Here is a 26,801-nt window from a genome sequence, read left to right as displayed (position 1 = left end):
GTCCGCGGCGCGAGGCAAGGCCGCAGCGTCAAGGATCCGTCAAGATCCGGTCCAACGGCGTTAAGGATCCATCAGTGCGGGCTCTTTCGCGGCTCCCGGGGGATTGACTGGACCCAGCCCCGGAATCGGGGCGCAGATGAAAGGAACGTGCAATGGCCGATGTGGCTGTCATCGGGATCCTCATGGTGTCCATGGGATTCGTGATGTGGGTTGGTCACCTCCTGACCAGTGTGGTCAGCGGGACCGGCGAACGACCGGAGACTGGTCAGTGAGCGCCGATGCTGTGATGTGGCTGATCCTGCTGCTGGCGGGTCTAAGCCTTTTCGGCTACTTGCTCACGGCCCTGATCCGTCCCGGGAAGTGGTGAGCAGACGATGACATTCAACACCGCATCATTTGTAGTCCAGCTGGCCGCACTCCTCATTGTCCTGGCTGCCCTGCACAAGCCGCTGGGTACCTACCTGGCCCGCGTCTTCGAGGGCCAGAAGTCCAGCCCGCCAGAGCGGCTCATCTATCGGTTCGCCGGGATCGACGCCGGGGCGGACCAGACCTGGCCGGTATACCTCCGCAGCGTGCTGGCCTTTTCCGTGGTGTCCATTCTGGTGGTCTTCGGCCTCCAGCGGGCCCAGGATCTCCTGCCCGGCGCCGGCTCCCTGACGGGCGTTGACCCCTGGGTGGCCATGAACACGGCCATTTCCTTTGTCACCAACACCAACTGGCAGACGTACGTCCCGGAGACCACCGTCGGCATCTTCGTGCAGATGACACTGCTGGCGGTCCAGAACTTCCTCTCCGCCGCCGTCGGCATCGTCGTCGCCGTCGCCCTCATCCGGGGAATTGCGCGAACCACGACGGACCGGCTCGGCAACTTCTGGGTCGACATGACCCGCACGTCCTTGCGGGTGCTGCTGCCGCTCGCCTTCGCCGGCGCAATCGTGTTGGTCCTCGGCGGAGTTGTCCAGAACTTCTGGTCCGCCGACGTCGTGAACCAGGCCTCCGGTGTCTCCCAGATCATTCCCGGCGGACCGGTAGCCTCGCAGGAGGCAATCAAGGTGCTCGGAACCAACGGCGGCGGCTACTTCAATGCCAACTCGGCCCACCCCTTCGAGAACCCGAATGCGTTCATCAGCCTCTTCCAGGTGTTTCTGATCCTGCTCATCCCCTCGGCCCTGCCGTACGCCTACGGCCGGATGGTGGGGAACCAGAAGCAGGGCTTCACCGTGGCCGCCGTCATGGGTATTCTCTGGCTCGCCTCGACGGCCCTCATGGGCTGGGCCGTATCCGCCGGACAAGGAACTGCGACCGCCGCGGCAGGCGGACTCGGTGAAGGCTTCGAGCAGCGCTTCGGCGCGGTCCCCAGCGCCATCTTCGCCGCCTCCACCACACTCACGTCCACCGGCGCCGTCAACGTCGCCCACGACTCACTGCCTCCGCTGGCCGGCGGCGCGGCGATGGTGAACATGATGTTCGGCGAAGTAGCACCGGGCGGAACCGGCTCAGGTCTCTACGGCATGCTGATCCTGTCCATCATTTCCGTCTTCATCGCCGGCCTGATGGTGGGCCGCACCCCGGAGTACCTGGGCAAGAAAATCGGGCCAACGGAAATGAAAATAGCAGCCCTCTACATCCTGGTGACCCCCACCCTGGCACTGGTCCTGGCCGGCATCACCGTCCTGCTGCCGGGCATCATGTCCAACGCGCCAGCCACCGGCCCCCACCAGTTCAGCGAAGTACTCTACGCCTTCACCTCCGGAGCCAACAACAACGGCTCCGCGTTCGGCGGCATCACCAGCTCCGGTCCTTACCTGTCCGTCATGCTGGGCCTGGCCATGCTGCTGGGCCGGTTCCTGCCGATCGTCCTGGTGCTCGCCCTGGCCGGCTCCCTGGCCAGGCAGCGCAAGACCCCCGCCTCGGCCGGTACCGTCCCGACCCACGGTCCGCTTTTCGGCTCACTGCTTCTCGGCGTGACCGTGATCCTGACCGCCCTCAGCTATTTTCCGGCCCTTGCTCTGGGGCCACTCGCAGAAGGACTCCTCAAATGATCCGGTCCAGCACGGCCTCTGCCACGGACACCGCCGCCGCCACGGCCGCCACCACCTTTGCCGACGGCAACCCGCTGGGCACCCCCGGCGAGCACAAGCACCACACGAAGGCCCCGGCGAAACTGACAGCCGCCAGCGTCGCCGCCGCTCTGCCTCTGGCACTGCGGAAGCTCTCCCCGCGCCAGATGATCCATTCCCCGGTCATGTTCACCGTCCTGGTGGGCGCAGTGCTGTGCACCGGAATCTGCCTGGTCCGGCCCTCGGTCTTCAGCGTGGCCATCACCGTCTGGCTGTGGCTCACAACCCTGTTCGGTACCCTGTCGGAGTCCATCGCCGAGGGCCGGGGCAAAGCCCAGGCAGACAGCCTGCGCGCCAGCAGGCAGGGTGTGCAGGCCACACGGCGGCTGCCTGACGGCACCATCACGGAGGTGCCGGGCACCGAACTGCGCCGGGGTGACATCGTCATCTGTGAAGCCGGGGATGTGATCCCTTCAGACGGGGAAATCATCGAGGGCCTGGCGAGCGTGGACGAATCGACCATCACCGGTGAATCGGCTCCGGTGATCCGCGAATCCGGCGGGGACCGGTCCTCCGTCACCGGCGGCACCAGGGTCCTCTCGGACCGGATCGTCGTCCGCATCACCGCCGAAGCCGGTGAAACATTCATCGACCGGATGATCAAGCTGGTCGAGGGCGCGGTACGGCAGAAGACGCCCAATGAAATCGCACTGCACGTGCTGTTGGTGTCCCTGACCATCGTGTTCCTGGTGGTCACCATGACCCTGGCACCGTTTGCCTCCCTCGCCGGTGCCACGCCCTCACCGATCGTGCTGGTGGCGCTCCTTGTCTGCCTGATCCCCACCACCATCGGGGCCCTGGTGCCGGCGATCGGCATCGCGGGCATGGACCGCCTGGTCCAGCACAACGTCCTGGCCACCTCCGGCCGCGCGGTCGAGACCGCGGGCGACATCACCACCCTGCTGCTGGACAAGACCGGCACCATTACTTACGGCAACCGCCGCGCGGTCAACTTCCTGCCCGCCGACGGCGTGGACCACACCACGCTCGCCGAGGCGGCACGGCTCTCCAGCCTGGCCGACGAAACCCCGGAGGGACGCTCCATCGCCGACCTCGCGGCGGTAAAGGGCGTGGGCGGCCACGATCTTGCCGAGCTCCGGAAGATCACCGGCGAGTTCGCGGTGGTCGAGTTCAGTGCCAGCACCCGCATGAGCGGGCTGGACCTGGACGGAACGCAGATCCGCAAGGGCGCCGCCTCCTCAATATCGGCATTCGTCGCCGACCACGGCGGCACCACGCCCGCAGAGATGCAACGCATTGTGGAGGAAATCGCCGCCCAGGGCGGCACCCCGCTGCTCGTGGCCCAGATCGACGGGGCCCGGATCGACGATGGCGGCGAAGCCAGGATCCTCGGCGCCGTACACCTCGCCGATGTGGTCAAACCCGGGATGAGCGCCCGGTTCGCGGAACTGCGGAAGATGGGCATCCGGACTGTCATGGTCACCGGCGACAATCCCATTACCGCCCGTGCGATCGCCGCCGAGGCGGGCGTCGATGACTTCCTGGCCGAAGCCACGCCGGAGGACAAGCTCGCCGTGATCAAAAAGGAGCAGTCCGAGGGGCGCCTCGTGGCCATGACCGGCGACGGCACCAACGACGCCCCGGCACTGGCGGCGGCCGACGTCGGGGTCGCGATGAACTCCGGGGCACCGGCCGCCAAGGAGGCCGCCAACATGGTGGACCTCGACTCCGACCCGACCAAGCTGATCAACATCGTCGGCATCGGCAAGCAACTGCTGATCACCCGCGGCGCGCTGACCACCTTCTCTGTGGCCAATGACGTCGCCAAGTACTTCGCGATCGTTCCGGCGCTCTTTACCGCCACGTTCCCCGGGCTCGGGCTGCTGAACATCATGGGACTGGCTACACCGGCCTCGGCCATCCTGTCCGCGGTCATCTTCAACGCCCTGATCATCGTGGCCCTGGTGCCGCTGGCCCTGCGCGGCGTGAAGTACCGGGCCGTCTCCGCCAACCAGGCGCTGGCGCGGAACCTGCTGGTCTACGGGCTCGGCGGGCTGATCGCACCCTTCATCGGCATCAAGATCATCGACCTGATGGTTTCCCTCATTCCCGGAATCGGCTAGGAACGTCCCCATGAACATACTCACCGGCTACCTCCGCCAGGCAGGAACCGCCCTGCGTTTCCTCATCGTCGCCACGCTGGTCCTCGGCCTGGCCTACCCACTGGCCGTCTTCGGCGTCGGGCAGCTCATAGCCCCCTACCAGGCGAACGGCTCGATCATCAGGGACGGCACCGGGTCTCCCGCCGCGTCCGCCCTGATCGCCCAGGCTTCCACCGACGAAGCCGGCGTGCAGGACCCGCGGTGGTTCCACGCCCGGCCCTCGGCGGTGTCGTGGGATCCGGCGTCGTCCTCGGCCAGCAACCTCGGCCCCAACGAGCCGAAGCTGCTCGACGCCGTCACCGCCAACCGGGCTGCCGTCGCGGCGGCCGAAGGCGTCGCCGAGGCTGAGGTGCCGGCCGACGCCGTGACCGCCAGCGGTTCCGGGCTGGACCCGCACATCTCTCCGGAGTACGCCAGGTTGCAGCTTGGCCGGGTGGCAGCAGCCAACGGCCTGGACGCCGATGCCGTGGCCGCGCTCGTTGCACGGCACACCAGCAGCGGGCTGATCGCCTTCCTGGGCCAGCCTTCGGTCAACGTTACAGCCCTCAACCTCGCGGTGGCCGCCGCCGCACAGCCGACGCAGGCCACACCGTCCAAGTGAGAGAATGACGGCATGGAACGTGGAACGCTGCGCATCTTCCTGGGAGCAGCGCCGGGGGTCGGCAAGACCTACGAGATGCTCGAGGAGGCACACCGGCTGATCAAGCGGGGCGAGGACGTTGTGGTCGCATTTGCCCTGCACCACGGGCGCAGCGAGACGCGGGCACTGCTGGCGGGACTCGACGTCATCCCGCCGAGGCTCCTGCCCTACCGGGGCACTGAGTTTGAGGAAATGGACCTCGACGCCGTGCTGGCCCGGGCGCCCGGGATCGCGCTGGTGGACGAATACGCCCACTCCAACATCCCCGGCAGCCGCCATCCGAAGCGCTGGCAGGACGTCGATGCACTGCTCGACGCCGGCATCGACGTCCTTTCCACCGTCAACATCCAGCACCTGGCTTCCCTGGGCGACGTCGTCAGCGCCATCACCGACGTCCACCAGACGGAGACGGTGCCGGACGACATCGTCCGCCGGGCGGACCAGATCCACCTGGTGGACATCTCCCCCGAGCTGCTCCGCCAGCGCCTGGGCGACGGCAGGATTTACGCTGCCGACAAGATTGACGCCGCCCTCTCGAACTACTTCCGGCTGGGCAACCTCACCGCGCTGCGGGAACTCGCGCTGCTATGGCTGGCCGACCGTGTGGACGAGGGCCTGTCCAAGTACCGCGCCGAAAACGGCATCGATGTCAGCTGGCCGGCCCGCGAGCGCATCGTGGTGGGGCTGACCGGCGGCCCGGAGGGGGACGTCCTGATCCGCCGCGGCGCCAGGATCCTGAACCGCGTCAACGGCGGGGACCTGCTGGCGGTGCACGTCCGCGCGGCGGACGGAGTTGCCAGTGAATCCCCCCAGGCGCTCGAATCCCAGCGCCACCTGATCCAGGATCTGGGTGGCAGCTACCATATCGTGACCGGGGAGGACCCTGCCGGAGCCCTCCTGAACTTCGCCCGCAGCGTCAACGCCACCCAGATCGTCGTCGGCATCTCCCGCCAGAAGAAGATCGCCGCGCTGCTCGGAAACCTGCTGGGCGGCGGCGTGGGCACCAGGGTGGTCCGCGATTCCGGCGACATTGACGTCCACATGGTCTCGCACCCGCTCGGCGGACGCGGTACCCGCCCGTCCCGGCAACGCGACCTGGGCCGCGTCAGGGTGGCCGTCGGGTTTGTTCTCGCTATTGTGCTCCCCACCCTCCTGCAGTTCCTGCTGCTGGCCCTGAACCCTGAGCAGAACGTGGCCACTGCCATGCTCGTCCAGCTCAGCGGGTCAGTCGCGGTGGCGCTGGTCGGCGGGCTGTGGCCGGCCATCCTCGCCGCGCTCTGGAGCAGCCTGCTGGTGAACTATTTTTCCACCCCGCCGGTGGGAAACCTCACCATCAGCGATCCGCAGAACTTCCTCGCGCTGCTGGTGTTTGTTGGCGTCTCGGCGGCCGTCGCCGTCGTCGTCGACCTTTCTGCCCGGCGGTCCAAGGAGGCCGCCCGGGCCCGCGCCGAGGCGACCACCCTTGGCGACCTGACCCGCGGCGCCGCCCGCTCGGAGGACACGGTCCAGGCGCTGCTGGAACAGGCGCTGGGCGTCTTCCAGGTCCGCAGCGCCGCACTGTTCAGCCTGGCCGGGAGCCATTCAGACGGCGACAGCGACAGCGGCACCGGCTCCGGCGGCGGGCAGTGGCGGCTACAGGCCTCGGCTGGCGAGCTTTCCCCGCCGTCACCGGAGGACCGGCCCGACGCCGCCGAGGGGGACAACGTCGAAGAAATCGATGCCGCCACCCGCCTCGTCCTGTCAGGACGGATACTGCCGGCCAGCGACCGGCGCCTCCTCGGGGCATTCGGCGTCCATCTGGCCGCACAGCTTGAACGCCAGCAACTGGTGGCCAGCCGGAGGGAAATGCTGCGCCTGGCAGAAGGCAACACGATGCGAACGTCCATCCTCCGTGCGGTATCCCACGACCTCCGCACTCCCCTGGCCGGGATCAAGCTCGCCGTCGGCGGACTCCGCCTTATCGACGTCGAGTACAGCAAAGACGACGAGCAGGAACTGCTTGCCACCATTGAAGAGTGCTCGGACCGGCTGGACGCGCTGGTGGGTAATCTGCTGGACATGTCCCGGATCACCTCGGATGCCGTCAATCCCCTGCTCCGGCCGGTCCGCTGGTACGAAGTGATTCCGGAGGCAGTACGCGCAATCCCCGAGGGGAGGGTCCGGGTGGATATTCCCGCCAATATGCCCGAGATTGACGCCGACCCCGGCATGCTGGAGCGGGTCATTGCCAACATCGCCGAAAACGCCGCGAAATACGCCCCCGAATCGGATATCGTGCTCGTCGGCGCGGCCGGCGGGCTCAGCCCTGCGACCCTGGACGGTCGTCCTGCGGGAGAGCTGCGGATCATCGACCATGGCCGGGGGGTCCCGGCGGAGAAGGTTGTCGAAATGTTCCGGCCATTCCAGCGGCTCGACGACGCCCCGCAGACCACCGGCATCGGGCTAGGACTGGCGGTGGCAAAGGGGTTCACGGACGCCATGGGCGGGAGCCTGACCGCCGAGGCAACGCCGGGCGGCGGCCTGACCATGGTCATCCGGCTTCCGCTGTCCACCGGCGCGCCGTTCGAATCGCACCGCAGCCAGACTCCGCCCGTGCACCGGCAGGCGGCGCTGGCCCGGCAGGCGGCGCTGGCCCGCCGGGGCCACGCCGTGCCACGCACTTCCGGACCGGACGCGGGATGACGGCAATCCTCGTGGTCGACGACGACCAGCACCTGTTGCGGGCACTCCGGATCACGCTGAAGGCCCGCGGCTACGCCGTCACCACCGCGGCGGACGGGAACTCTGCGCTGCTGGCAGCTTCCCAGACTCCGCTGGCGCTGATCATCCTGGATCTCGGCCTGCCGGACATGGACGGGACCAGTGTCATCCGGGAACTCCGTGCCTGGAGCCGGGTGCCCGTGCTGGTGCTGTCCGCCCGGCATGGATCCGAGGACAAGGTGGAGGCCCTCGACGCCGGCGCCGACGACTACATCACCAAGCCCTTCGGGCTGGATGAACTCCTGGCACGGCTGCGCGCGCTGCTGCGGCGCAGCGTTGACCCGGAAGAGTCACCGGTTGTCACGACGGATGCCTTCACCGTGGACCTCGGCAAACACCGGGTCACACGGGACGGCCAGGACGTCCGGCTGACCCCAACAGAGTGGAACATTCTGGAGGTGCTGGTCCGGAATTCCGAGAAGCTGGTTACCCAGCAGCAGCTGCTGTCCGAGGTATGGGGGCCCGCCTACGCCAAGGAGACCAATTACCTCCGCGTCTACATGGCCCAGCTCCGGCGGAAACTGGAACCGGAGGCCGCCAACCCGCGCCATCTTCTCACCGAGGCAGGCATCGGCTACCGTTTCCTGCCCTGACAGTTTCTGTGCAGAGACGGACCGGCGGGAATTTTCAGCCCGGGCCGATGTTAGATCTGGGTATGAAAGCAATCGTGTACCGCGCCACTGGCGATCCGTCCGTCCTCCGGCTCGTCGACCGGGAGGTCCGCGAGCCAGGACCCGGGGAGGTCCGGGTCCGGATCATGGTCTCCGGCGTGAACCCCACGGACTGGAAGTCGCGGCGCGGATCCGCGCCCGGTGAGCCGCTGCCTTTCGCGGAGGTGGTACCGAACCAGGACGGTTCGGGCGTGGTCGACGCCGTCGGCGCCGGTGTCGAGCATCTCCACATCGGCGACCGGGTCTGGCTGGCCCTTGCCGCTTTTGAGCGCGCGGACGGCGGAACCGCCCAGGAACTCGCGGTCCTGCCGGCCGAGCGCGTCTTCACGCTTCCCCACAATGCCGGGTTCGACGTCGGCGCGAGCCTGGGAGTTCCCGCCATCACCGCACACCGGGCCCTGACCATCGCCGAGGACGGCCCCCGGCGGCTGCGTCCCGGCGCCTTGACGGGTAAAACGGTGCTCGTCGCCGGCGGGGCCGGCGCCGTGGGCCATGCCGCTATTTAGCTCGCCCGGTGGGCCGGCGCCGTCGTGATCACCACGGTCAGCGGTCCGGTGAAAGCCGCGCTGGTCCAGGCCGCCGGCGCCCATCACGTCATCAACTACCGGGAGACCGATGCGGCGGCGGAGATCCACCAACTCGCTCCGGCCGGGGTTGATCTGATCGTCGAGGTGGCACCGGCCCAGAATGCGGAACTCGATCTGGCCGTGATCCGCAACCGCGGTTCAGTCGCCGTGTACGCCAACAATGGCGGAGATGAGATGCGCCTGGACGTGCGCAGGCACTTCAGCCTCAACGTCCGGTACCAGTTCGTGCTGCTCTACACCGTTGGGATGGAGGCGGTGCGCGCCGCCGCCGAGGACATCAACCTGGCCATCGCCGACGGCGCCCTTCCGGTCGGAGAGGCCGCCGGACTCCCGCTGCACCGTTTTGATCTGCCCCACACCCCCGACGCCCACGCGGCGGTCGAAGGAGACATTGTGGGCAAGGTCCTGATTGACGTGACCCCGGGCTAGTGGGCATTTTCGTTGGTTAGCCGGGGGTCCGGGGGTCTGAGTCCAGGGGGCGATGGCCCCTGCTCAGGGACATGCCCCGCGCCGGGGCCAGCGGGTGGACATAGTGTCATTTTGCCCAGTCCAAGGTGCGAAGAATGGGCATGTCCCCCTGGACTGGATACCGGCCCGAGGGGACATGCCCCGCGCCGGGGCCAGCGGGTGGACATAGTGTCATTTTGCCCAGTCCAAGGTGCGAAGAATGGGCATGTCCCCCGAAAAAAGGCCCAGGCTCCGTCTAACTGCCGGCGAACCAGCGAGAATGACCACCAGCCATGTATCTCAGGCGCCAGCAGGCGTCAGCAGGCGTCCGCCTCGGCGTTCAGGTCCCGGCCCCGGGTTTCGGGCGCCAAGAACCCGGCCACCCAGCCGATGGCCGCGTAGCTCATCAGGATCACTGCCACCGGGACCCATCCCGGCCCCGTCGCGGCCACCACCGCGGCCGCCAGGATGGGGCCCAGGCCGCCGGAGAGGACGGCGCCCACCTCCTTGACCGTGGTCATGAAGGAGAACCGGCGCTTGGAACCGAACATTTCCACGAGCCATGTGGACTCCACCCCATACATGTTGGGAATCGGGCCGCCAATGTAAATGACGAACACCAGAGCCACCAGGACGGGGTTCCGCGTTTCAATCAGGAGCATCGCGGGAATGGTGAAGGCGAACTGGAAGGCGGAGAGCCACAGCCATACTATTCTGCGGCCGTACCTGTCGGTGAGCTTGCCGGTGAACAGGACGGTGGCGATCCCCAGGATGGAGCCCAGCGTCACGCCGGTGGTGACGAGGTTGGCGTCCATCTTGACGACGGACACGGTCCATCCGATGAGGAAGCCCTTGACGAGGTAGACCGAGCCGTTCTCCCCCAGTTTGATTCCCAGCGACACCAGGAACGGCTTCCTGGCATCCGCAGCGTCGCGCCACACACTTTGCCGCTTCGCTCCGGCGCTGGCCGCGGCCCGGCGCTGCTTGATGACCTCGAAGACCGGCGATTCGCTGACGCTGCGCCGCAGGTACAACGCTACGAGGGTGGTGCCAATGCTCAGCAGGAACGGGACGCGCCAGCCCCAGCTCAGGAACTGCTCTTTCGGCAGTTGCGACATCAGCAGCCACAGGGCGCTGGCCAGGAGTACCCCCGTCGCGGTGCCCAGGGCCACCACCGCGCCGTAGAAGCCGCGGCGTCCGCTGGGCGCCGATTCCACCAGCAAGAGCGAGGCGCCTGACAGTTCGGCGCCGGCGCCGAAGCCCTGGATGAGCCGCAGCAGGACCAGCAGTACCGGCGCGGCGACGCCTATCTGGGCATACGTGGGCAACAGGCCCATCCCGAGGGTGGCGACGCCCATCATGCCCACCGTGATGACGAGAACGAATTTGCGGCCGTACTTGTCCCCCAGATATCCGAAGTAGACGCCGCCGAGGGGCCTGACGAGGAAACCGGAACCATAGGCGGCGAAACTGGCCAGCAGGGCCATCGCCGGGTCTGCGTTGGGGAAGAACAGCGGCCCGAAGACCAGGGCGGCTGCCAGCGTGTAGAGCGTAAAGTCCATGTATTCCAGCGCCGAGCCGAGCCAGGAGGAGATCGAGGTTCGGCGCAGTTCCGCCGGCGACACCTCCGGATCGGCCGCAACGCTCTCCGGCCCTGCCTCGGCGTATTTCACATTCATGTTTTCAGTAACCACGGAGTATCTCCCTAGTGAGGAGCCAGCAAGCCGGCTCAGCCGCAACGTCATTGTTCGGATGGTGTTGGTGCAGGTAGTGCAGTGGTGGAGCGCGGATCCTGCTGCCGTTCCTCAGATCCTCACGAGGGACACGGTCTCGGCAATGCAGGCCGGTTTCTCGGAGCCCTCCAGCTCGATCCGGTGCAGGACCCTCAGCTGCCGGCCATTGACCGTCCCGGTCACCGAGGTCAGCGTCAGCCGGTCGCGGATGCGGGAACCGACCCTGGCCGGCGCCGGGAATCTGACCTTGTCCAGCCCGTAGTTGATGATCGCTGCCGCGCCCCGGACCCGGTAAACCTGTCCGGCCAGGTACGGGAGCATCGCCAGGCTCAGGTAGCCGTGGGCCACGGTGGTGCCGTAGGGACCGTTGGCGGCCCGCTCCGGATCGGTGTGGATCCACTGCCGGTCCAGGGTGGCGTCAGCGAACGCCTGGATCTGGGATTGCTCCAGCCGATGCCAGCCGCTCACCCCAATTTCCTGCCCCGTCAGGCACTCCAGCTCGGCAACATTTTCGAACAGCCTCATCAGACCCTCTCCAGCAGCATCGCGGCGCCCTGGCCCAGGCCCACACACATCGTGGCCAGGCCGCGGGCGGCGTTTTCGCGTTCCATCCGGCCAAGCAGCGTCACAACGATCCGGGATCCGGAGGATCCCAGCGGATGCCCCAGTGCGATCGCACCGCCGTCGTTGTTGACAATTCCCGGGTCCAGCCCCAGCAGACGCATGCAGGCCAGCGACTGCGCGGCGAACGCTTCGTTGAGTTCAACAGCGCCTAGGCCGTCCATGCTCCAGCCGGCCTTCGCCAGCGCCTTACGCGTAGCCGGCACCGGGCCGATGCCCATGACCTCCGGGGCAACCCCGGCCGCCTGGCTGGTGACGATCCGCGCCCGCGGCGTCAGGCCCCAGCGGGCAACAGCCTCGCCGCTGGCCACCACCACGGCAGAAGCACCGTCGTTGAGGGAACTGGAGTTGCCCGCGGTGATGACGCCGTCCGGCCGTACGATCGGCCGCAGGGCCGCGAGCGCCTCCGGGGTGGAGCCGCGGCGCGGTCCCTCGTCGGTGTCCACCAGCGACACTGCGCCGTGACGGCCGGCCACGGGAACGGGGACGATCTCGCCCCGGAACCGGTCCGCGTCGATCGCCGCCAGCGCCCGGTTGTGCGAGCGCAAAGCGAAGCTGTCCGCATCGGCACGGGAGATGCCCTCGCGCCCGGCCACTTCCTCGGCCGTCTCCGGCATCGAGAACCGGGCGTTGGCATGCATCCGCGAATTGACAAACCGCGCACCGATCGAGGTGTCCGCCAGTTCACCCGGCCCGGCAAACGGCTTCTCCGGCCTGGCCATCACCCAGGGTGCCCGCGACATGGATTCGACGCCGCCGGCCACCACCAGGTCGGCGTCGCCGTTGCGGATGGACTGCGCCGCCATGCTGATGGCGGTCAGGCCGGAGGCGCAGAGCCGGTTGACCGTGACGGCGGGGACGGCGTCGGGCAGTCCGGCCAGCAGCACCGCCATCCGCGCAACATTGCGGTTGTCCTCCCCTGCCTGGTTGACGCAGCCCAGGATGACCTCGTCGATGCTGTCAGGGTCGATGCCCGCCCGGGCCACCACGGCCTGCAGAACCAGCGCGGCCAGGTCGTCGGGTCGGACCGTGGCGAGCGCCCCGCCGTATCGGCCCACGGGCGTGCGGACACCGCCGACGAGGAACGCCTCCGGCATCAGCGTGCCCCGCCGTTGAGGTAGAGCGTCTGGCCGGAAACATAGGAAGCATCGTCGCTGGCGAAGAACGCCACCGCGGCGGCCACTTCCTCGGGCTGGCCAACCCGGCCCAGCGGTGTCCGGGCCGCAACCGCCGCCTGATGCTCGGCCTGGCTGCTGCCGAGCCGCTCGGCTGTCGCGGCGGTCATGGGCGTGGCGATATAGCCGGGGGCCACCGCGTTGACGGTGATGTTGAACGGGCCAAGCTCAATAGCGAGAGTAGCCGTCAGGCCCTGGATGCCGGCCTTCGCAGCGGCGTAGTTCGCCTGGCCGCGGTTGCCGAGGGCGCTGCGGCTGCTGAGCGAGACAATTCTTCCGTACCGGGCCGGGACCATGTACCGCTGCGCGGCCCGGGAACAGAGGTAGGCGCTGGTCAGGTTGGTGGTGAGAACCGATTCCCAGTCCGGGCGCTCCATTTTGAAGAACAGGTTGTCGCGGGTGATACCGGCGTTGTTGACGAGGATGTCGAGCCGGCCGAACTCCCGGTGGAGCTCCGCGAAGACCCTGTCTACAGTGGCTTCGTCCGTGACATCGCAGACCGCCGCGACGGCCCGGCCGCCGGCCGAGAGCACCTGCGGATGGGCGGAGATCTGCTGCGCGGTGTCCTTGGCGCCGTCCTCGTTGAGGTCCAGGACGACGACGGTGGCGCCCCCGGTGGCCAGCTTCAGGGCGGTGGCGGCACCGATGCCCTGCGCTCCGCCGGTGACGGCGGCCACCTTGTTCGTGAAATTGCTCATGACGTTTCCTTTGATTGCGTGGGGTTGCGGATTTAGCTGAAGGCTGAGATGCCGGTGATCTCCCGGCCGATCAGCAGTGACTGGATGGAGTCGGTGCCCTCGTAGGTGGACACCACTTCCATGTCCGTCATGTGTCTGGCCACGTGGTTCTCCAGCAGCACGCCGTTGCCGCCCAGCATGTCCCGGGCTTCGGAGCAGATCCACCGGGCCTTCTGTGCCGTGTGCATCTTGGCCAGCGACGCCATGGGCCCGGTCATGCGCCCGTCCTCGGCCAGGACTGCCAGCCGGAAGCAGATCAGCTGCATGGCCGTCAGCTCGGCGAGCATGTTGGCGAGTTTGTTCTGGACCAGCTGGAAGCTGCCGATCGCTTTGCCGAACTGCTGGCGGGTCTTCGCGTAGTCCACCGCCGCCTCATAAGCAGCCATGGCGTGGCCCAGGGACTCCCAGGCCGCACCGCTGCGGGTGGCGGTCAGGACGCGGGTGACGTCCTTGAAGGAGTGGCAGCCGGTGAGCCTGTTGTCAGCCGGCACCCGGAGGTCTTTCAGAGTGACGTCCGGCTGCAGGATGGCACGTTTGCCGATTTTTCCGGTGATGACCTCGGTGTGATATCCGGCCGGGTAGCTGCCGTCAGCGTTGCGCTCCATAACAAAGGCCTTGACTTTGGCGTCCTGTTCGTCGCGGGCGAAGATGATGACGACGTCGGCCATGCTGGCGTTGCCGATCCACCGTTTGCGGCCGTTAATGATGTAGCTGTCGCCCTCCCGCCGGGCGCTGGTCTCCAGCGCCACCGAGTCGGAGCCGTGGTCCGGCTCGGTCAGGGCGAAGGCCCCGATTTTTTCCAGGGCGGCCATCGAGGGAAGCCATCGTTCCTTCTGCCCATCGCTGCCCAGCATGTTAATGGTGCCCATCGCCAGGCCGGACTGGACGCCGAGGAAGGTGTTGACGGAGCCGTCGCCGCGGGAGACTTCGGCCGCGACGATCCCGGCAGCGAGCCGGCTCAGCCCCGGGCAGCCATAGCCCTTGATGGTCGTGCCTACGATGCCGAGGTTCTTGAGCTTGGGGATCAGCTCGAACGGGAACTCCGCCCGTTCCCAATAGCCGTTGATGACCGGAAGCAGGTCCTTGTCCACGAAACTTCGGACCTTCAGCCGCAGGGCGCGGTCCTCGGCGGTGAGGAAATCGTCCATCAGGTAGAAGTCGGTGCCGTGTTCGGCCGGGTCGGTTGTCATCTGTTCGGTTGTCATCGGGTCAGCTCCATGGGGGTGGGATCGGAAATCTGCGGTTCGGGTGCTTCGGTGCGGTCTTGCCCGGGCTGGAACTGGGCGAGCCAGCGCCGCTCCTGCTCCGCCAGCGGCCTCGCCATCCCGGTCTCCGGCCAGACGGAAACCAGCACGGTCCGGCCGTCCACGGCAACAGCGCCGCCCTGGGTAGCCATGCACTCAAGGGTGAAGGAACTTGTGCCGATCCGGCTGACCGTCAGTTCCACCGTCAGGTCCTGGCCGTGGACCACTGGGTGCCGGTAGTTCAGTTCAAGGGCTGCCACCACGGTCGGAGTCACCGCGGCAGTCCCGCGGCCCGGCATGGTAGCCCGCCACTGGATCCGGGACTCCTCAAGCAGGGTCACGACGGCGGCGTGGTTCACGTGGCCGTTGAGGTCCTGGTCCGACCAGCGCGGGGAGATCCGCGCCCGGTACGGCTCAGGCATGGGCCAGGGTTTTCTGCCGGAGCAGCCAGTCGCGGACCAGCTCCGAGCTTTCGTTCAATTCCGGCGGCGCGAGCCGGTAGTCGACGGGGGTGCGGGAGTACTCCACGGGGTGCCGGACCGTGGGGATCGTCCGCGTCCCGCTGCCAGCCAGCACCACGGGCTGCAGTCCCAGCCGCTCGGCGAAGTCGACACCGCCGCGCACATCCTGGATCGGGGCGCACGGCAGGCCGGCGTCGGAGAGCTGCGAGAACCACTGCGCGGCGGACTGCGTGGCCAGCCTGGCGTGGAGGATCTCCCGTAGTTCGTCCCGATGCGCGTTCCGCTGCAGGGTCTTGGCGAACTTCGGGTCCGCGGCGACTTCGGGGATGGCCAGTGCCACGCAGAGCCGGACAAACTGGGCATCATTGCCCGTCGCGATGATGATCATGCCATCACCCGTCTGCATCGGCGCATAGGGGTACATGCTGGGATGTTCGTTGCCCATCCGGGCAGGCACCACGCCGCCGGAGACATACGCCGCGGACTGGTTGACCATGCCGGAAAGGGCCGAGGTCAGCAGATTGAGTTCCACCAGCTGTCCCTCGCCGGTCCGGGTCTTATGGTGAAGCGCCCCCAGGATGCCGATGGCAGCGTGCAGTCCCGTGATGACGTCGAACAACGCGATGCCGGCCCGGTAGGGTTCCGTGTCCGGGCCCCCGGTCAGGCTCATCATGCCGGAGGCTGCCTGGACCAGTAGGTCATAGCCCGGGATGTGCGCGCCGGCGCCGGTGCCGAACCCGGTGATGGAGGCATAGATGATGTCCGGCTTCAACTCCGCGGCGGCGGCGTAGTCCAGGCCCAGGCGTTCCATGTTTCCCGGCTTGAAATTTTCGATCATGACGTCCGCAGCGCGCACGAGGGACCGGGCCACGTCAAGGTCCTCCGGGTCCTTGAGGTCCAGTGCGATCGAGTGCTTGTTCCGGTTCACTGCCAGGAAGAACGTGGCCTCCCCGTCGCGGACCGGTGGCATGTAGCTGCGGGTGTCGTCACCCCCGGGCCCCTCAACCTTGATCACCGTCGCGCCCATATCGGCCAGCAGCATGGTGGCGTAGGGGCCGGCGAGCACCCGGCTGAAATCCGCAATCACGACGCCGGCCAGCGGCCCGGACGCTGAGCGGCCGAGGGCCTCGGCGGCCGGGTTGACAGCGTCAGGGGTAGGACCGCGGCCCGCTCCGGCGGCAGTTTCAGAGTTCGGTTGTTTCATGTAGTTCCTCCGGTGTGTGGTCTGCATCACCCACCTTTGCAAGCGGATTGATCCGCGTCCAATACGCATTTGGTGCTGTATTCATACCGCAGGGGCATCAATACGGTGGCGGATTGTTCGGTATCTTGGGCAGATGAACATCGTCGTTTACCTGGGCCGGGACTGAACCCGGCATGGAAATCCAACAAATCCGGGCCTTTCTTGCGGTCGCCGATGAGCTGCATTTCGGCCGGGCGGCAGAAAAACTCCACATGGCCCAGCCGCCGCTGAGCCGGGCCATCCAACGGCTGGAGCACGAGCTCAAGGCACCCCTCTTTGTCCGGAGCACCCGATCGGTCCGGCTGACGGCTGAGGGCGAGGCGCTGCTGATGCCGGCGCGGGAGATCCTGGCGGCCTGCCGCCGATCGGCCCTCGCCGTGGCCTCAGTGGGAAAGGGCGAGACCGGGCGGGTGCGGGTGGCTTTCGCCGGGGTTTCCTCCCACGTCATGGTGGGTAAGCTGGCCAAACGGGTCCGGGAGACCCATCCGGGCATCGAGTTCCAGCTCTCCAGCTCGAACTTTGCCCTGCCGGCCATGGACCGCGTCATGCGGGGCGCTATGGAAGTGGGACTGGGCCGCTGGAACTTCATCCCGGCGGCCCTCGACTCCCGAACTGTGGCGAATGAGCGGCTTGTGGTGGCCCTGCACGAAGCCCATCCCCTGAGCAGGCGCGACTCGCTGATTATGGCCGATCTCGCCGGGCAGCCTTTTGTCACGCTGCCCGAGCATCCGGGCGCAATTCTGCACGACTACCTTCGCCGGCTTTCCAACGCCGCCGGCTATGCCCCGGATATCGTGCAGGTGGCGCCGGATTCCCAGACGCTGATGGCACTGGTTGCCGCCGACATCGGGGTCGCATTGACGGTGTCTTCGGTGCCGGCGAACTTCAGCCATCCGGGAGTCGTTTTCCTGCCGCTGGATGATCCTGCCGACACCATCCAGCTGCGCCTGGTCTGGCGCAAGGACAACACCAGCCCGGCGCTGCGCCGGGTTCTGCTCCTCTCCGAAGCCGTCCTCCCGTCGCCGGACTCGCCACCGGATTGATGCGTCGGAGGTATCGACGGGTGCATTATTTGGTATTGGCTCCGGTTCAATCCGGCTGGCACAGTGGTCAGTACCCGCCGGCCCGTGCCGGAATCAAGGGGGATTGCCGCTCATTTACCTGCCTGGAGTTGAACCTGTGACCGTAACCGAAGCCACCCGTATAAACGATGACGTCCTCAGCCTGGACAGCCTGCTGACGGCAGAGGAGCTCGAGTTGCGCGCCAACGTCCGCGCCTTCGTAACGGAGCGGATCCGGCCCAACATCAGCGCCTGGTACGAGCAGGCCCATTTCCCGCTTGAGCTGGTGCCCGAGCTGGGCAAGCTCGGGGTGCTCGGGATGCATCTGGAGGGCTACGGCTGCCCCGGCAGGAGCGCCGTCGAGTACGGCCTCGCCGCCATGGAGCTGGAGGCAGGGGATTCCGGAATCCGGACGTTCGTCAGTGTGCAGGGCTCCCTGGCCATGTCCGCGATCCACAGGTGGGGATCCGAGGAGCAGAAAGTCGAGCACCTGCCTGCGATGGCACGGGGCGAAAAGATAGGCTGCTTCGGGCTGACCGAGCCCACCGCCGGTTCGGACCCGGCCAGCATGGCGACCTTTGCGGCGCCGGACGGCAGCGGCGGCTGGATAATCAATGGCGCAAAGCGCTGGATCGGCTTGGCGTCCGTGGCGCAGATCGCAGTTATCTGGGCCAACACCGGCGACGGCATCCGCGGGTTCATCGTGCCGACGGACACTCCGGGGTTCACCGCGACGCCCATCGGGTCCAAGCTGTCCATGCGGGCTTCCATCCAGTGCGACATCGCTCTTGAGGACGTCCGCCTGCCGGGCACGGCGCTGCTCCCCGGAGCGCGGGGGCTCAGCGGCCCGTTTTCCTGCCTCAACGAGGCCCGCTACGGGATCATCTGGGGCGCGATGGGCGCCGCCCGGGACTCCTACGAGGCCGCCCTGGCGTACGCCAAAGAGCGCATGCAGTTCGGCAAGCCCCTGGCCGGTTACCAGCTGACCCAGGAGAAGCTGGTCAACATGCTCCTGGAGATCCAGAAGGGAACCCTGCTGGCCATCCATACCGGGCGGCTGAAGGATGCCGGGGCCTTGGAGCCGGTCCAGGTCTCGGTGGGGAAGCTGAACAACGTCCGCGAGGCCATAGCGATCTGCCGCGAAGCCCGCACGATCCTGGGCGGCAACGGCATCACCCTGGACTATTCGCCGCTGCGGCACGCCAACAACCTCGAATCCGTCCGGACCTATGAGGGCACGGACGAGGTCCACACCCTCATCCTCGGTCAGCACATCACGGGCATCTCCGCGTTCCGCTAGGAGCAACTCGCCAGGCTATCGGCTTCGACGGTTTCCGTGCGGTACAGCGGACGTGGATACTAGGGAAATGACGTCTCACGGTTCCTCCACCAGCGAGAATGCAGCTTCGGACCTGATGCCGCAGTTCCCGGCCCAGATGCGGGCTGTACTCAACGGCATCCCTGCCATGGTGGGCTACTGGGACAAGGATTTGCGCAACTGCCTCGCCAACGACGCCTACGGCGCATGGTTCAACGTCGATCCGGATCAGATGCACGGCGTCCATATCCGCGAGATGCTCGGCGAGGAGCTTTTCGCGGCAAACCAGGGGTCCATCGCCAAAGTACTTGAGGGAGAGCCTCAGCTCTTCGACCGTACCCTCGTGGATGACGCCGGAAAGACGCGGTATACCCAGGCCTCCTACGTGCCGGACCGTCAGGACGGCGAAATCCGGGGGTTCTTCGCGCTTGTCACGGACATCACCGAGCGGGTTGTCGCCGAACGGCGCCAGCAACGCGACATGGACCGGTACCGGGCGCTCGCGCGCAGCATCCCCGGCGTCTTTGTCCTGCTCTTCGACTCGGACCTCCGGTACCTCATCGCGGAGGGACAGGAGCTGGAGAAGTTCGGGTACCGCAGCGACGAGATGGAAGGCCGGCTGATCCACGACGCCCTGAAGGGCGGACTGGCGGACGAGCTTGAACCACGTTACCGCGCCGCGCTGGCGGGCCAGGAGATCTCGTGGCAGCGCCGGATCGGCGATCGAACGTTCCTGCTGACGGCCCGCCCGGTCCAGTCCGACGGTGAAACCGTAGGGATGGTGGTGGCGGTCGACGTGACAGAGCGCCGTCGACAGGAAAAGACGTGGGCCGGCCTGCACGAGATCTCCACGGCAGTGGCCCGCAACGCGGCGCCGGAGGACATAGTCGATCAGGTTGCCGCCGTCGTGCGCTCGATCTTCGACGTCGATTCGGCGGCGGTTGCCCGCTTCACCGGGCCGTGGTCGGCTGAAATCGTGGCCATGGCGCCCGCGCTCCCTCCGGCTCTGAGCCGCCGTCACGTGTTTTCCGCGACGGATGCCCCGGCGACCGTGCGGGTGGCCATGACGGGCAAGCCCGCCCTGGCGGTCTACGTCGCGGGCGGCGGACTGGCGGCCGAACAGATGCTGGCGTCCGGTTTCCGGTCCTCGGCGGCCGCCCCCATCCGGGTGTCCGGCTCGCTCTGGGGCGCGTTGGCCCTGACCTCGAAGTCGGAGGCCAACCTCACACAGGCGGTCCTCGATCAGCTCGCCCAGTTCGCTGAACTCGTGGAAATCGCCATCGGCAACGCCGAAGCCCGTGCCAGTCTTGAACTCCTGGCCAGCACCGACGTCCTGAGCGGTCTGCCCAACCGCCGGGTCCTGGAGCAACGGCTCGCCTACGAGACCGAGCTAGCGACCGCGCGCGGCAGCCAGCTTAGCGCCGTCGTCCTCGACATTGACAATTTCAAAACGGTCAACGACTCTTTCGGCCATCTGACCGGGGACAAGGTGCTGGCGGAGGTCGCGGGCCGGCTCGGTGAGGTCACCCGCCAGGGCGAGATCGTCGCCCGCTTCGGTGGCGAGGAATTCGTCTGGCTCCTGCCCGGCAGCAGCAGCGAAGAGGCACTCCAGGCAGCCGAGCGGGCCCGCCTGGCGGTAGCCTCCAGGCCGTTCGACGGCGTCGGGACCATTACCTTGTCCGCCGGCGTCTGCGAGCTGCAGGAGGCCGGAAGCCATGCGTTGCTGGCCTGCGCCGACCATGCCCTCTATGCCTCCAAACACGCCGGACGCAACCGCAGCATGCGCTACGGGGCCGTAGCCACCCAAGCCCGCGGGGACCGCAGAGCTTAGCCAAGGGCGGGCTTCCCGGTCACGGCCCGGGCCGCGGGTGCCGCAGCGCCCGTGCGGCGGAGGACGTCAAGATAGGAACCCGCGCAGCAGGGCAGCCGTTCCTTCCAGATGCTCAAGTGTGGCCCGCTCGGCGGCCGTGGAATCGCCGCGCAGGATTGCGTCCGCGATCCGCGCGTGCTGCTCGTTGGAGTGCTCCAGGTTGGTGCCAAGGAACGGGATCCTGTCGAGCAAGTCGTTGAGCCTGGACCGGGTCTCTGCCACCGCCCCCACGAGGCTCGGCGAACCCGCCAGCTCGGCGATCGCGATATGGAACCGGGCATCCCGCGGCCGGTAGCTTGCTTCGGTGGCGACTGCCACATCGGTCAGGCAGTTGCGCAGGTGGCCCCGGGCGGCGGCCGATAAGTTTGATCCGGCCGCCAGGGCGCTCGCCGCCGGCTCGATCACTCCACGGAATATCAGCACGTCGTGGACCTCGGCACGATCCAGTGGCCGGGTCCCCCGACGCTCTGGGCGCACCTGGGTTTCGGACACGTACGTGCCCCCATACCGGCCTCGCCTCACCACCAGGTATCCCGCAGCCTGCAATTCCCCCAGTGCTTCCCGGAGGGTCGCCCGGGACACGCCCAGTTGCTCGGCCAGCTCGCGCTCCGGCGGCAGCTTGTCGGCCGGAGCAAAGATGCCGAGCTTGATCGTCTGCAGAATGTGCTCGATTGTTTCCTCGAAGGCGTTTCCACTGCGGACGGGCCGCAGCATCGAGTAGGGCTGTTGTAACGCGAAATCAGTCAAGGCCAACTCCCAGCAGTCTGCGAGCTTATACGTTCAGTAAGCATACGTTTAGGCCGCAAAAAGCGGGCGTCTCGAACCAATGATTCTCCGGCCAAACGAAATTTCCATTGGATTTGCAGGGAATCCTTGACGGATGTGATCCATAACACCACACTGGGAGATGTGTTCTTGGACTGATAACAGTCCTTTAAATCTGGATGACAGTCCTATACCAAGGGAAACGCATGAAATCAGCAGATGATGGCGCCGGCGTGACAAGTCCGGCCGCCGGGACCGAATCAGAGTACCTTCAACGGCGCAAACTTAAGCGCGGCGCCGCCGGCTGGATACTACTCGCCGGACTGGGAGTCGCGTACGTCATATCCGGTGATTTCGCCGGCTGGAATCTCGGTCTCGCCCAAGGCGGATGGGGCGGACTTCTGATCGCGTTTATCCTCATGGGCGTCATGTACACCTGCATGGTGTTCGGCCTCGCGGAACTCTCCTCCACCCTGCCCACCGCCGGGGCCGGATACGCCTTTGCCCGACGGGCTCTGGGGCCCCTGGGCGGGTTCGCCACCGGCATTGCCGTACTGATCGAATACGCCGTCGCTCCGGCCGCCATCGCCACCTTTATCGGCGGCTACATAGAGGCCTTGGGGCTCTTTGGCCTGACCAATTCGTGGCCGGTCTATCTGGCCACCTACGTCCTCTTCATCGCCATCCACCTTCGTGGGGTCGGTGAAGCGCTTAAGATCATGTTCGCGATTACAGCGGTTGCCGTTGTTGCCTTGATCGCCGCTGTCATCGGCCTGCTGCCGAAGTTCGACCCGGCCAAGCTGTTCGACATCGTGCCTGACGGCTCCGCCGGTTCCAGCGCGTTCCTGCCCATGGGCGTCGGTGGAATCCTGGCCGCCCTCGTCTACGGCATCTGGTTTTTCCTCGCCGTTGAAGGCGTCCCGCTGGCCGCAGAAGAATCGGCGGACCCGAAACGGGACATGCCGCGGGGCATTATCGTCGCCGTCGTGATCCTGGTGGTCTTCGGCGCCCTGATGCTTGTCCTGGTTCCCGGCGCGGCAGGGTCCCAGGCCATGAGCACCTCAGACAACCCGCTGCCCGAAGCCATCAGGATCGCCTACGGCGGAAATACCTTTCTGGCCGACTTCATTAACTACGCGGGACTGGCGGGGCTTGTGGCCAGCTTCTTCTCCATCATCTACGCCTACTCGCGGCAGCTTTTCGCCCTCTCCCGCGCCGGCTACCTGCCCAAATGGCTTTCGCTCACCGGCACCCGCCGCACCCCCTACTGGGCCCTGATCGTTCCCGGCACCATCGGGTTCCTGCTCGCGGCCATCACCCAGGACGGCGCCCTGCTGATCAACATCGCCGTTTTCGGCGCCACGGTGTCCTACGTCCTGCTGAACCTGTCCCACATCGTGCTGCGGATCAAGGAACCTGAGCTGGAGCGCGGCTACCGCACACCGGGCGGCATCGCCACCACCTCGGTGGCCCTCGCCCTGTCCGCCGTCGCCGTCGTCGCCACCTTCGTAGTGGACGTCTACGCGGCCTCCATCACAGCGGCCATCTTCGCCGCCGCAATCGCCTACTACTGGTTCTACAGCCGCCACCGGATCGTCGCCGGTTCCCCGGATGAGGAATTCGCCCGGCTCGCGCTGGCAGAGGCCGAGCTGAATAAGTAGCTGCCCCCGACCACCATCACCCCATTGCAAACGACGTTGCGGAGCAACCATGACTGAACAATCACAAGACAACGGCCGGAACGCCCAGCTCACCCTTGCTGAGCTGCAGGCGGATGTCGCCTCCGGCGCCATCGACACCGTCGTCGTGGCTATTACTGACTCCCTGGGCCGCCTCCAGGGCAAGCGCTGCGGCGCGCGTTCGTTCCTCGAAGACGTCCTCGAGCACGGCGCCGAAGGCTGCAACTACCTCCTGGCCGTCGACGTCGAGATGAACACCATCGACGGTTACGCAATGTCCTCCTGGGAGACCGGCTACGGCGACATGATGATGCTGCCGGATGTCTCGACCCTGCGCCGGGTGCCGTGGCAGGCGGGAACCGCCCTGGTCCTCTGCGATGTGATGTGGGCGGACAAATCCCCGGTCGTTGCCTCACCGCGGCAGATCCTGCGCGCCCAGGTGGAACGGCTCGAAAAACTCGGCTACCGCGCTTTCATGGGAACCGAGCTTGAATTCCTGATGTTCGACGACTCCTACCGTCAGGCGTGGCAGAAGAACTACCACGGACTCGAGGCCTCCACCCAGTACAACGTTGACTATTCTCTGCTCGCAACCGCCCGGCTGGAACCGGTGATCCGATCAATCCGCACCAACATGGAAGCGGCCGGCCTGGTGGTCGAATCGTCAAAAGGTGAGTGCAACCTGGGCCAGCAGGAGATCACCTTCCGCTTCGATGAGGCCCTCAAAGCCTGCGACAAGCACACCTTCTACAAGAACGGTGCCAAAGAAATCGCGGACCAGCACGGCAAGAGCATCAGCTTTATGGCCAAGTACGATGCCCGCGAAGGAAACTCCTGCCACATCCATTTCAGCCTGACGGACCTCGACGGCAATCCTGTGCTGCCCGGCGACGGTGAGCACGGATTCAGCCCGGCGATGGAGCACTTCATGGCCGGCCAGCTGGATGCCCTGAAGGAACTCACCTATTTCCTCGCCCCGAACGTCAACTCGTACAAACGGTTTGTCGATGGCAGCTTCGCCCCGACCGCCATTGCGTGGGGCATGGACAATCGCAGCTGCGCCCTGCGGGTGGTGGGCCACGGACGGGGCCTGCGCACCGAAATGCGCGTCGGCGGCGGAGACCTCAACCCGTATCTGGCCGCGGCTGCGCTGATCGCCGCAGCGATCCATGGGCTGGAAAACCGCCTTCCGTTGGGCCCCGTTATGCAGGGCAGCGCGTATGCCTCCGACGCCGACCGCCTGCCGACGAACCTGCGCGACTCCCGCGACCTGCTGGCTGAGAGCGTCATCGCCCGGAAGGCGTTCGGCGATGCCGTGGTGGACCACTACGTCCACTCCGCCGGCATCGAGATCAAGGCCTATGAGAGCGCCATCACCGACTGGGAGCGCGTTCGTGGCTTCGAACGCCTCTGAGCGCTACAGGCCCCGGATCGCACTGACCAGCTACTACCAGGACGCCGTGTGGGGCGTCTGGAACGCCCCGGCCGCCATCCTCCCCGGCACCTACGTCGAGGCTGTGGTGGCAGCAGGCGGCACACCGATCCTGCTGCCGCCGCTGGGCACGGACGAATCCGTCCTGGACATCATGGACGGACTGATCGTCGTTGGCGGGCCCGACGTGGATCCCACGCGCTACGGGGCCGCCGCGCACCCCAAGACCGTGCCGCAACCGTTGCGGGATGAACACGACACGATTCTGACGCGCGCGGCGATGGAGCGCGGGCTCCCGCTGTTTGCGATCTGCCGCGGGGCCCAGATCCTGAATGTTGCCCTCAACGGCAGCCTGACCCAGCACATCCCGGACATCAACCCGACGGCGAACTATCAGCCCGCGCCGGGGGTGTTTGGTGAGGCCGCCTTCACCACCGCGCCCGGCAGCCTGATCCAGTCGCTGCTGGGGGATGCGGCGGTGGCACCCTGCTACCACCACCAAGGCATGGACGCCGTCCCGCCGGCGTTGCGCGTCACCGCGTCCTCCGCCGATGGGACCGTCCAGGCCCTGGAAGCTGCCGGCGGCTCCGGCTGGGTCCTGGGCGTGCAATTCCATCCGGAACAAAACCCGGCAGACCTGCGGCTGTTCCGCGGCTTCGTAGAGGCCGCCGGCAGTTACCGCGCCAACCGAAAAGAGATGTCCACGACATGACAGCAACCACCTTTGACGTCATCAACCCCTCCACAGAGGAAGTCATCGAGACGGTCACACTGGCCGGGCTGGCCGAAGTCGACGATGCGATCGCCCGCGCGGCCGGCGCTTTCGAGTCCTGGCGGGCCGTCGCACCCGCAGACCGCTCACTGCTGCTGCGGCGCTTTGCCGCGGCGGTTGACACCGACCTTGAGAACCTGGCCCGGCTCGAAGTCATCAACGCCGGCCACACCATCGGCAACGCCCGCTGGGAAGCGGGCAACGTCCGCGATGTGCTCACCTACTACTCCGCTGCACCGGAGCGTCACTTCGGCAAGCAGATCCCGGTGGCGGGAGGCGTCAACATCACCTTCCACGAGCCCCTCGGCGTCGTGGGGGTCATTGTTCCCTGGAATTTCCCCATGCCGATCGCCGCGTGGGGCTTCGCACCGGCCCTGGCCGCCGGCAACACGGTGGTGCTCAAGCCCGCCGAACTGACGCCCTTGACAGCGATCCGGCTGGCTCAGCTGGCCCGTGAGGCCGGCATCCCGGAGGGCGTCTTCCAGGTGGTACCCGGCAAGGGCTCGGTCGTGGGCGAACGCTTCGTGACCCACCCCGCCGTCCGGAAGGTGGTCTTCACCGGGTCCACCGGCGTCGGCAAGAAAATCATGGCCGGCTGCGCGGACCAGGTGAAGCGGGTGACGCTGGAACTCGGCGGCAAAAGCGCGAATATCGTGTTCGACGACGCCGATCTGGAACTCGCCGCCGCCGCCGCGCCCGGCGGCGCGTTCGACAATGCCGGGCAGGACTGTTGCTCGCGCTCGCGCATCCTGGTCCAGCGCAACGTCTACGACCGTTTTATGGAGCTGCTCGAGCCGGTCGTCAAAGCACTCACGGTCGGGGACCCGTCGGATGAAGCCACGTCAATGGGACCGTTGATCTCGGCCCAGCAGCGCCGAACGGTGGCCGGTTTCGTCCCGGACAACGCCCCCATCGCCTTCCAGGGGCAGGCTCCGGCGGGGGCCGGTTTCTGGTTCCCGCCCACGGTACTGACCCCGGAACTGGACTCACCGTCGTTCACGGAAGAAATCTTCGGCCCGGTGGTGGCCGTGGTGCCGTTCACCGACGAGGCTGACGCGATCCGGATCGCGAACAACACCGAGTACGGGCTCTCCGGGTCCATCTGGACCTCCGGCGTGGACCGGGCGCTGCGCGTAGCCAGGGGCGTTGAAGCCGGAAACCTTTCCGTCAACTCGCACTCGTCCGTCCGGTACTCCACGCCCTTCGGCGGCTTCAAGCAGTCCGGACTGGGGCGTGAACTCGGGCCCGATGCCCTGGATTCCTTCACCGAAACCAAAAACGTTTTTATTTCCACGCCGTCCCTGGCCTAGACAATCCCCCGGCTTTCACCGCCATATCTTAA

21 protein-coding genes and 1 pseudogene are annotated in these 26,801 nt (G+C 66.8%); 14 read left to right on the top strand and 8 right to left on the bottom strand.

Annotation, left to right across the window (positions count from 1 at the left end):
- Positions 1–268: 268 nt before the first annotated feature.
- The 7 genes and pseudogenes from AC50X6_RS01140 (at position 269) to AC50X6_RS01110 (ending at position 9,330) form a co-directional block, all read left to right on the top strand.
- The gene (locus AC50X6_RS01140; RefSeq protein WP_326965807.1) at positions 269–367 is read left to right on the top strand and encodes a potassium-transporting ATPase subunit F; all 99 of its coding nucleotides are present in this window, start codon (positions 269–271) and stop codon (positions 365–367) included.
- A 7-nt stretch (positions 368–374) separates the two neighbouring features.
- A complete protein-coding gene (gene kdpA / locus AC50X6_RS01135; protein ID WP_494964489.1) occupies positions 375–2,042 on the top strand; it encodes a potassium-transporting ATPase subunit KdpA in 1,668 nt (555 codons plus the stop codon).
- Positions 2,039–4,204 carry a potassium-transporting ATPase subunit KdpB gene (gene kdpB, locus AC50X6_RS01130; RefSeq protein ID WP_494964488.1) on the top strand — a complete coding sequence of 722 codons (2,166 nt, stop codon included), beginning with the start codon at positions 2,039–2,041 and terminating at the stop codon, positions 4,202–4,204. Before kdpA ends, kdpB begins: the two co-directional genes overlap by 4 nt.
- A gap of 10 nt (positions 4,205–4,214) precedes the next feature.
- Complete coding sequence (gene kdpC, locus AC50X6_RS01125) at positions 4,215–4,844, top strand: potassium-transporting ATPase subunit KdpC (RefSeq protein WP_494964487.1); 630 nt, start codon at positions 4,215–4,217, stop codon at positions 4,842–4,844.
- Positions 4,845–4,856: 12 nt separating this feature from the next.
- Positions 4,857–7,565 carry a DUF4118 domain-containing protein gene (locus AC50X6_RS01120; RefSeq protein ID WP_494964486.1) on the top strand — a complete coding sequence of 903 codons (2,709 nt, stop codon included), beginning with the start codon at positions 4,857–4,859 and terminating at the stop codon, positions 7,563–7,565.
- A complete protein-coding gene (locus tag AC50X6_RS01115) occupies positions 7,562–8,236 on the top strand; it encodes a response regulator (protein WP_494964485.1) in 675 nt (224 codons plus the stop codon). Before AC50X6_RS01120 ends, AC50X6_RS01115 begins: the two co-directional genes overlap by 4 nt.
- Before the next feature lie 62 nt (positions 8,237–8,298).
- A pseudogene (locus AC50X6_RS01110) lies at positions 8,299–9,330 on the top strand (NADPH:quinone reductase).
- Positions 9,331–9,665: 335 nt separating this feature from the next.
- Here AC50X6_RS01110 and AC50X6_RS01105 read toward each other — a convergent pair.
- From AC50X6_RS01105 to AC50X6_RS01075, 7 genes are all read right to left on the bottom strand, one after another.
- Entirely contained in the window at positions 9,666–11,042 is a 1,377-nt protein-coding gene (locus AC50X6_RS01105; RefSeq protein WP_494964484.1) for an MFS transporter, read from the bottom strand.
- A gap of 111 nt (positions 11,043–11,153) precedes the next feature.
- Complete coding sequence (locus tag AC50X6_RS01100; RefSeq protein ID WP_494964483.1) at positions 11,154–11,606, bottom strand: MaoC family dehydratase; 453 nt, start codon at positions 11,604–11,606, stop codon at positions 11,154–11,156.
- Entirely contained in the window at positions 11,606–12,799 is a 1,194-nt protein-coding gene (locus AC50X6_RS01095) for a thiolase family protein (RefSeq protein WP_494964482.1), read from the bottom strand. The genes AC50X6_RS01100 and AC50X6_RS01095 overlap by 1 nt, the downstream gene beginning before the upstream one ends.
- Positions 12,799–13,575 carry a 3-oxoacyl-ACP reductase FabG gene (gene fabG / locus AC50X6_RS01090; RefSeq protein ID WP_494964481.1) on the bottom strand — a complete coding sequence of 259 codons (777 nt, stop codon included), beginning with the start codon at positions 13,573–13,575 and terminating at the stop codon, positions 12,799–12,801. Before fabG ends, AC50X6_RS01095 begins: the two co-directional genes overlap by 1 nt.
- Before the next feature lie 32 nt (positions 13,576–13,607).
- Positions 13,608–14,819, bottom strand: coding sequence for an acyl-CoA dehydrogenase family protein (locus tag AC50X6_RS01085; RefSeq protein WP_494964480.1), 1,212 nt, complete (start codon positions 14,817–14,819; stop codon positions 13,608–13,610).
- Positions 14,816–15,280, bottom strand: coding sequence for an acyl-CoA thioesterase (locus tag AC50X6_RS01080; protein ID WP_494964479.1), 465 nt, complete (start codon positions 15,278–15,280; stop codon positions 14,816–14,818). The genes AC50X6_RS01085 and AC50X6_RS01080 overlap by 4 nt, the downstream gene beginning before the upstream one ends.
- On the bottom strand, positions 15,273–16,523 hold the full coding sequence (locus AC50X6_RS01075; RefSeq protein WP_494964478.1) for a CaiB/BaiF CoA transferase family protein: 1,251 nt from the start codon (positions 16,521–16,523) through the stop codon (positions 15,273–15,275). The genes AC50X6_RS01080 and AC50X6_RS01075 overlap by 8 nt, the downstream gene beginning before the upstream one ends.
- A 173-nt stretch (positions 16,524–16,696) precedes the next feature.
- Here AC50X6_RS01075 and AC50X6_RS01070 point away from each other — a divergent pair, with 173 nt between their 5' ends.
- The 3 genes from AC50X6_RS01070 to AC50X6_RS01060 all read left to right on the top strand — a co-directional run bounded on the left by AC50X6_RS01070 (position 16,697) and on the right by AC50X6_RS01060 (position 20,772).
- Positions 16,697–17,605 (top strand): LysR substrate-binding domain-containing protein, encoded by a 909-nt coding sequence (locus AC50X6_RS01070; protein WP_494964477.1) that lies wholly within the window; start codon positions 16,697–16,699, stop codon positions 17,603–17,605.
- 136 nt (positions 17,606–17,741) lie between these two features.
- Positions 17,742–18,923, top strand: a complete 1,182-nt coding sequence (locus AC50X6_RS01065; RefSeq protein ID WP_494964476.1) for an acyl-CoA dehydrogenase family protein — start codon at positions 17,742–17,744, stop codon at positions 18,921–18,923.
- Between the two features lie 67 nt (positions 18,924–18,990).
- Entirely contained in the window at positions 18,991–20,772 is a 1,782-nt protein-coding gene (locus tag AC50X6_RS01060; RefSeq protein WP_494964475.1) for a sensor domain-containing diguanylate cyclase, read from the top strand.
- Positions 20,773–20,838: 66 nt separating this feature from the next.
- On the opposite strand, the gene AC50X6_RS01055 is transcribed toward AC50X6_RS01060, so the two are convergent.
- Entirely contained in the window at positions 20,839–21,558 is a 720-nt protein-coding gene (locus AC50X6_RS01055; protein ID WP_494964474.1) for a FadR/GntR family transcriptional regulator, read from the bottom strand.
- Positions 21,559–21,782: 224 nt separating this feature from the next.
- Between AC50X6_RS01055 and eat the strand changes: the two genes are divergently transcribed.
- Genes eat through AC50X6_RS01035 form a run of 4 tightly spaced genes read left to right on the top strand, consistent with a single transcriptional unit; the run spans position 21,783 to position 26,769 of the window.
- Positions 21,783–23,237 (top strand): ethanolamine permease, encoded by a 1,455-nt coding sequence (gene eat, locus AC50X6_RS01050; RefSeq protein ID WP_326965825.1) that lies wholly within the window; start codon positions 21,783–21,785, stop codon positions 23,235–23,237.
- Between the two features lie 49 nt (positions 23,238–23,286).
- Entirely contained in the window at positions 23,287–24,669 is a 1,383-nt protein-coding gene (locus AC50X6_RS01045; RefSeq protein WP_494964473.1) for a glutamine synthetase family protein, read from the top strand.
- The gene (locus AC50X6_RS01040) at positions 24,650–25,399 is read left to right on the top strand and encodes a gamma-glutamyl-gamma-aminobutyrate hydrolase family protein (RefSeq protein ID WP_494964472.1); all 750 of its coding nucleotides are present in this window, start codon (positions 24,650–24,652) and stop codon (positions 25,397–25,399) included. The genes AC50X6_RS01045 and AC50X6_RS01040 overlap by 20 nt, the downstream gene beginning before the upstream one ends.
- Positions 25,396–26,769 carry an aldehyde dehydrogenase family protein gene (locus tag AC50X6_RS01035; RefSeq protein WP_494964471.1) on the top strand — a complete coding sequence of 458 codons (1,374 nt, stop codon included), beginning with the start codon at positions 25,396–25,398 and terminating at the stop codon, positions 26,767–26,769. Before AC50X6_RS01040 ends, AC50X6_RS01035 begins: the two co-directional genes overlap by 4 nt.
- Positions 26,770–26,801 lie beyond the last annotated feature (32 nt).

Source organism: Pseudarthrobacter sp. HLT1-7, from assembly GCF_059383435.1.
Note: the sequence above shows the minus strand (reverse complement) of the source record. Positions and strands in the feature narration are given on the sequence as shown.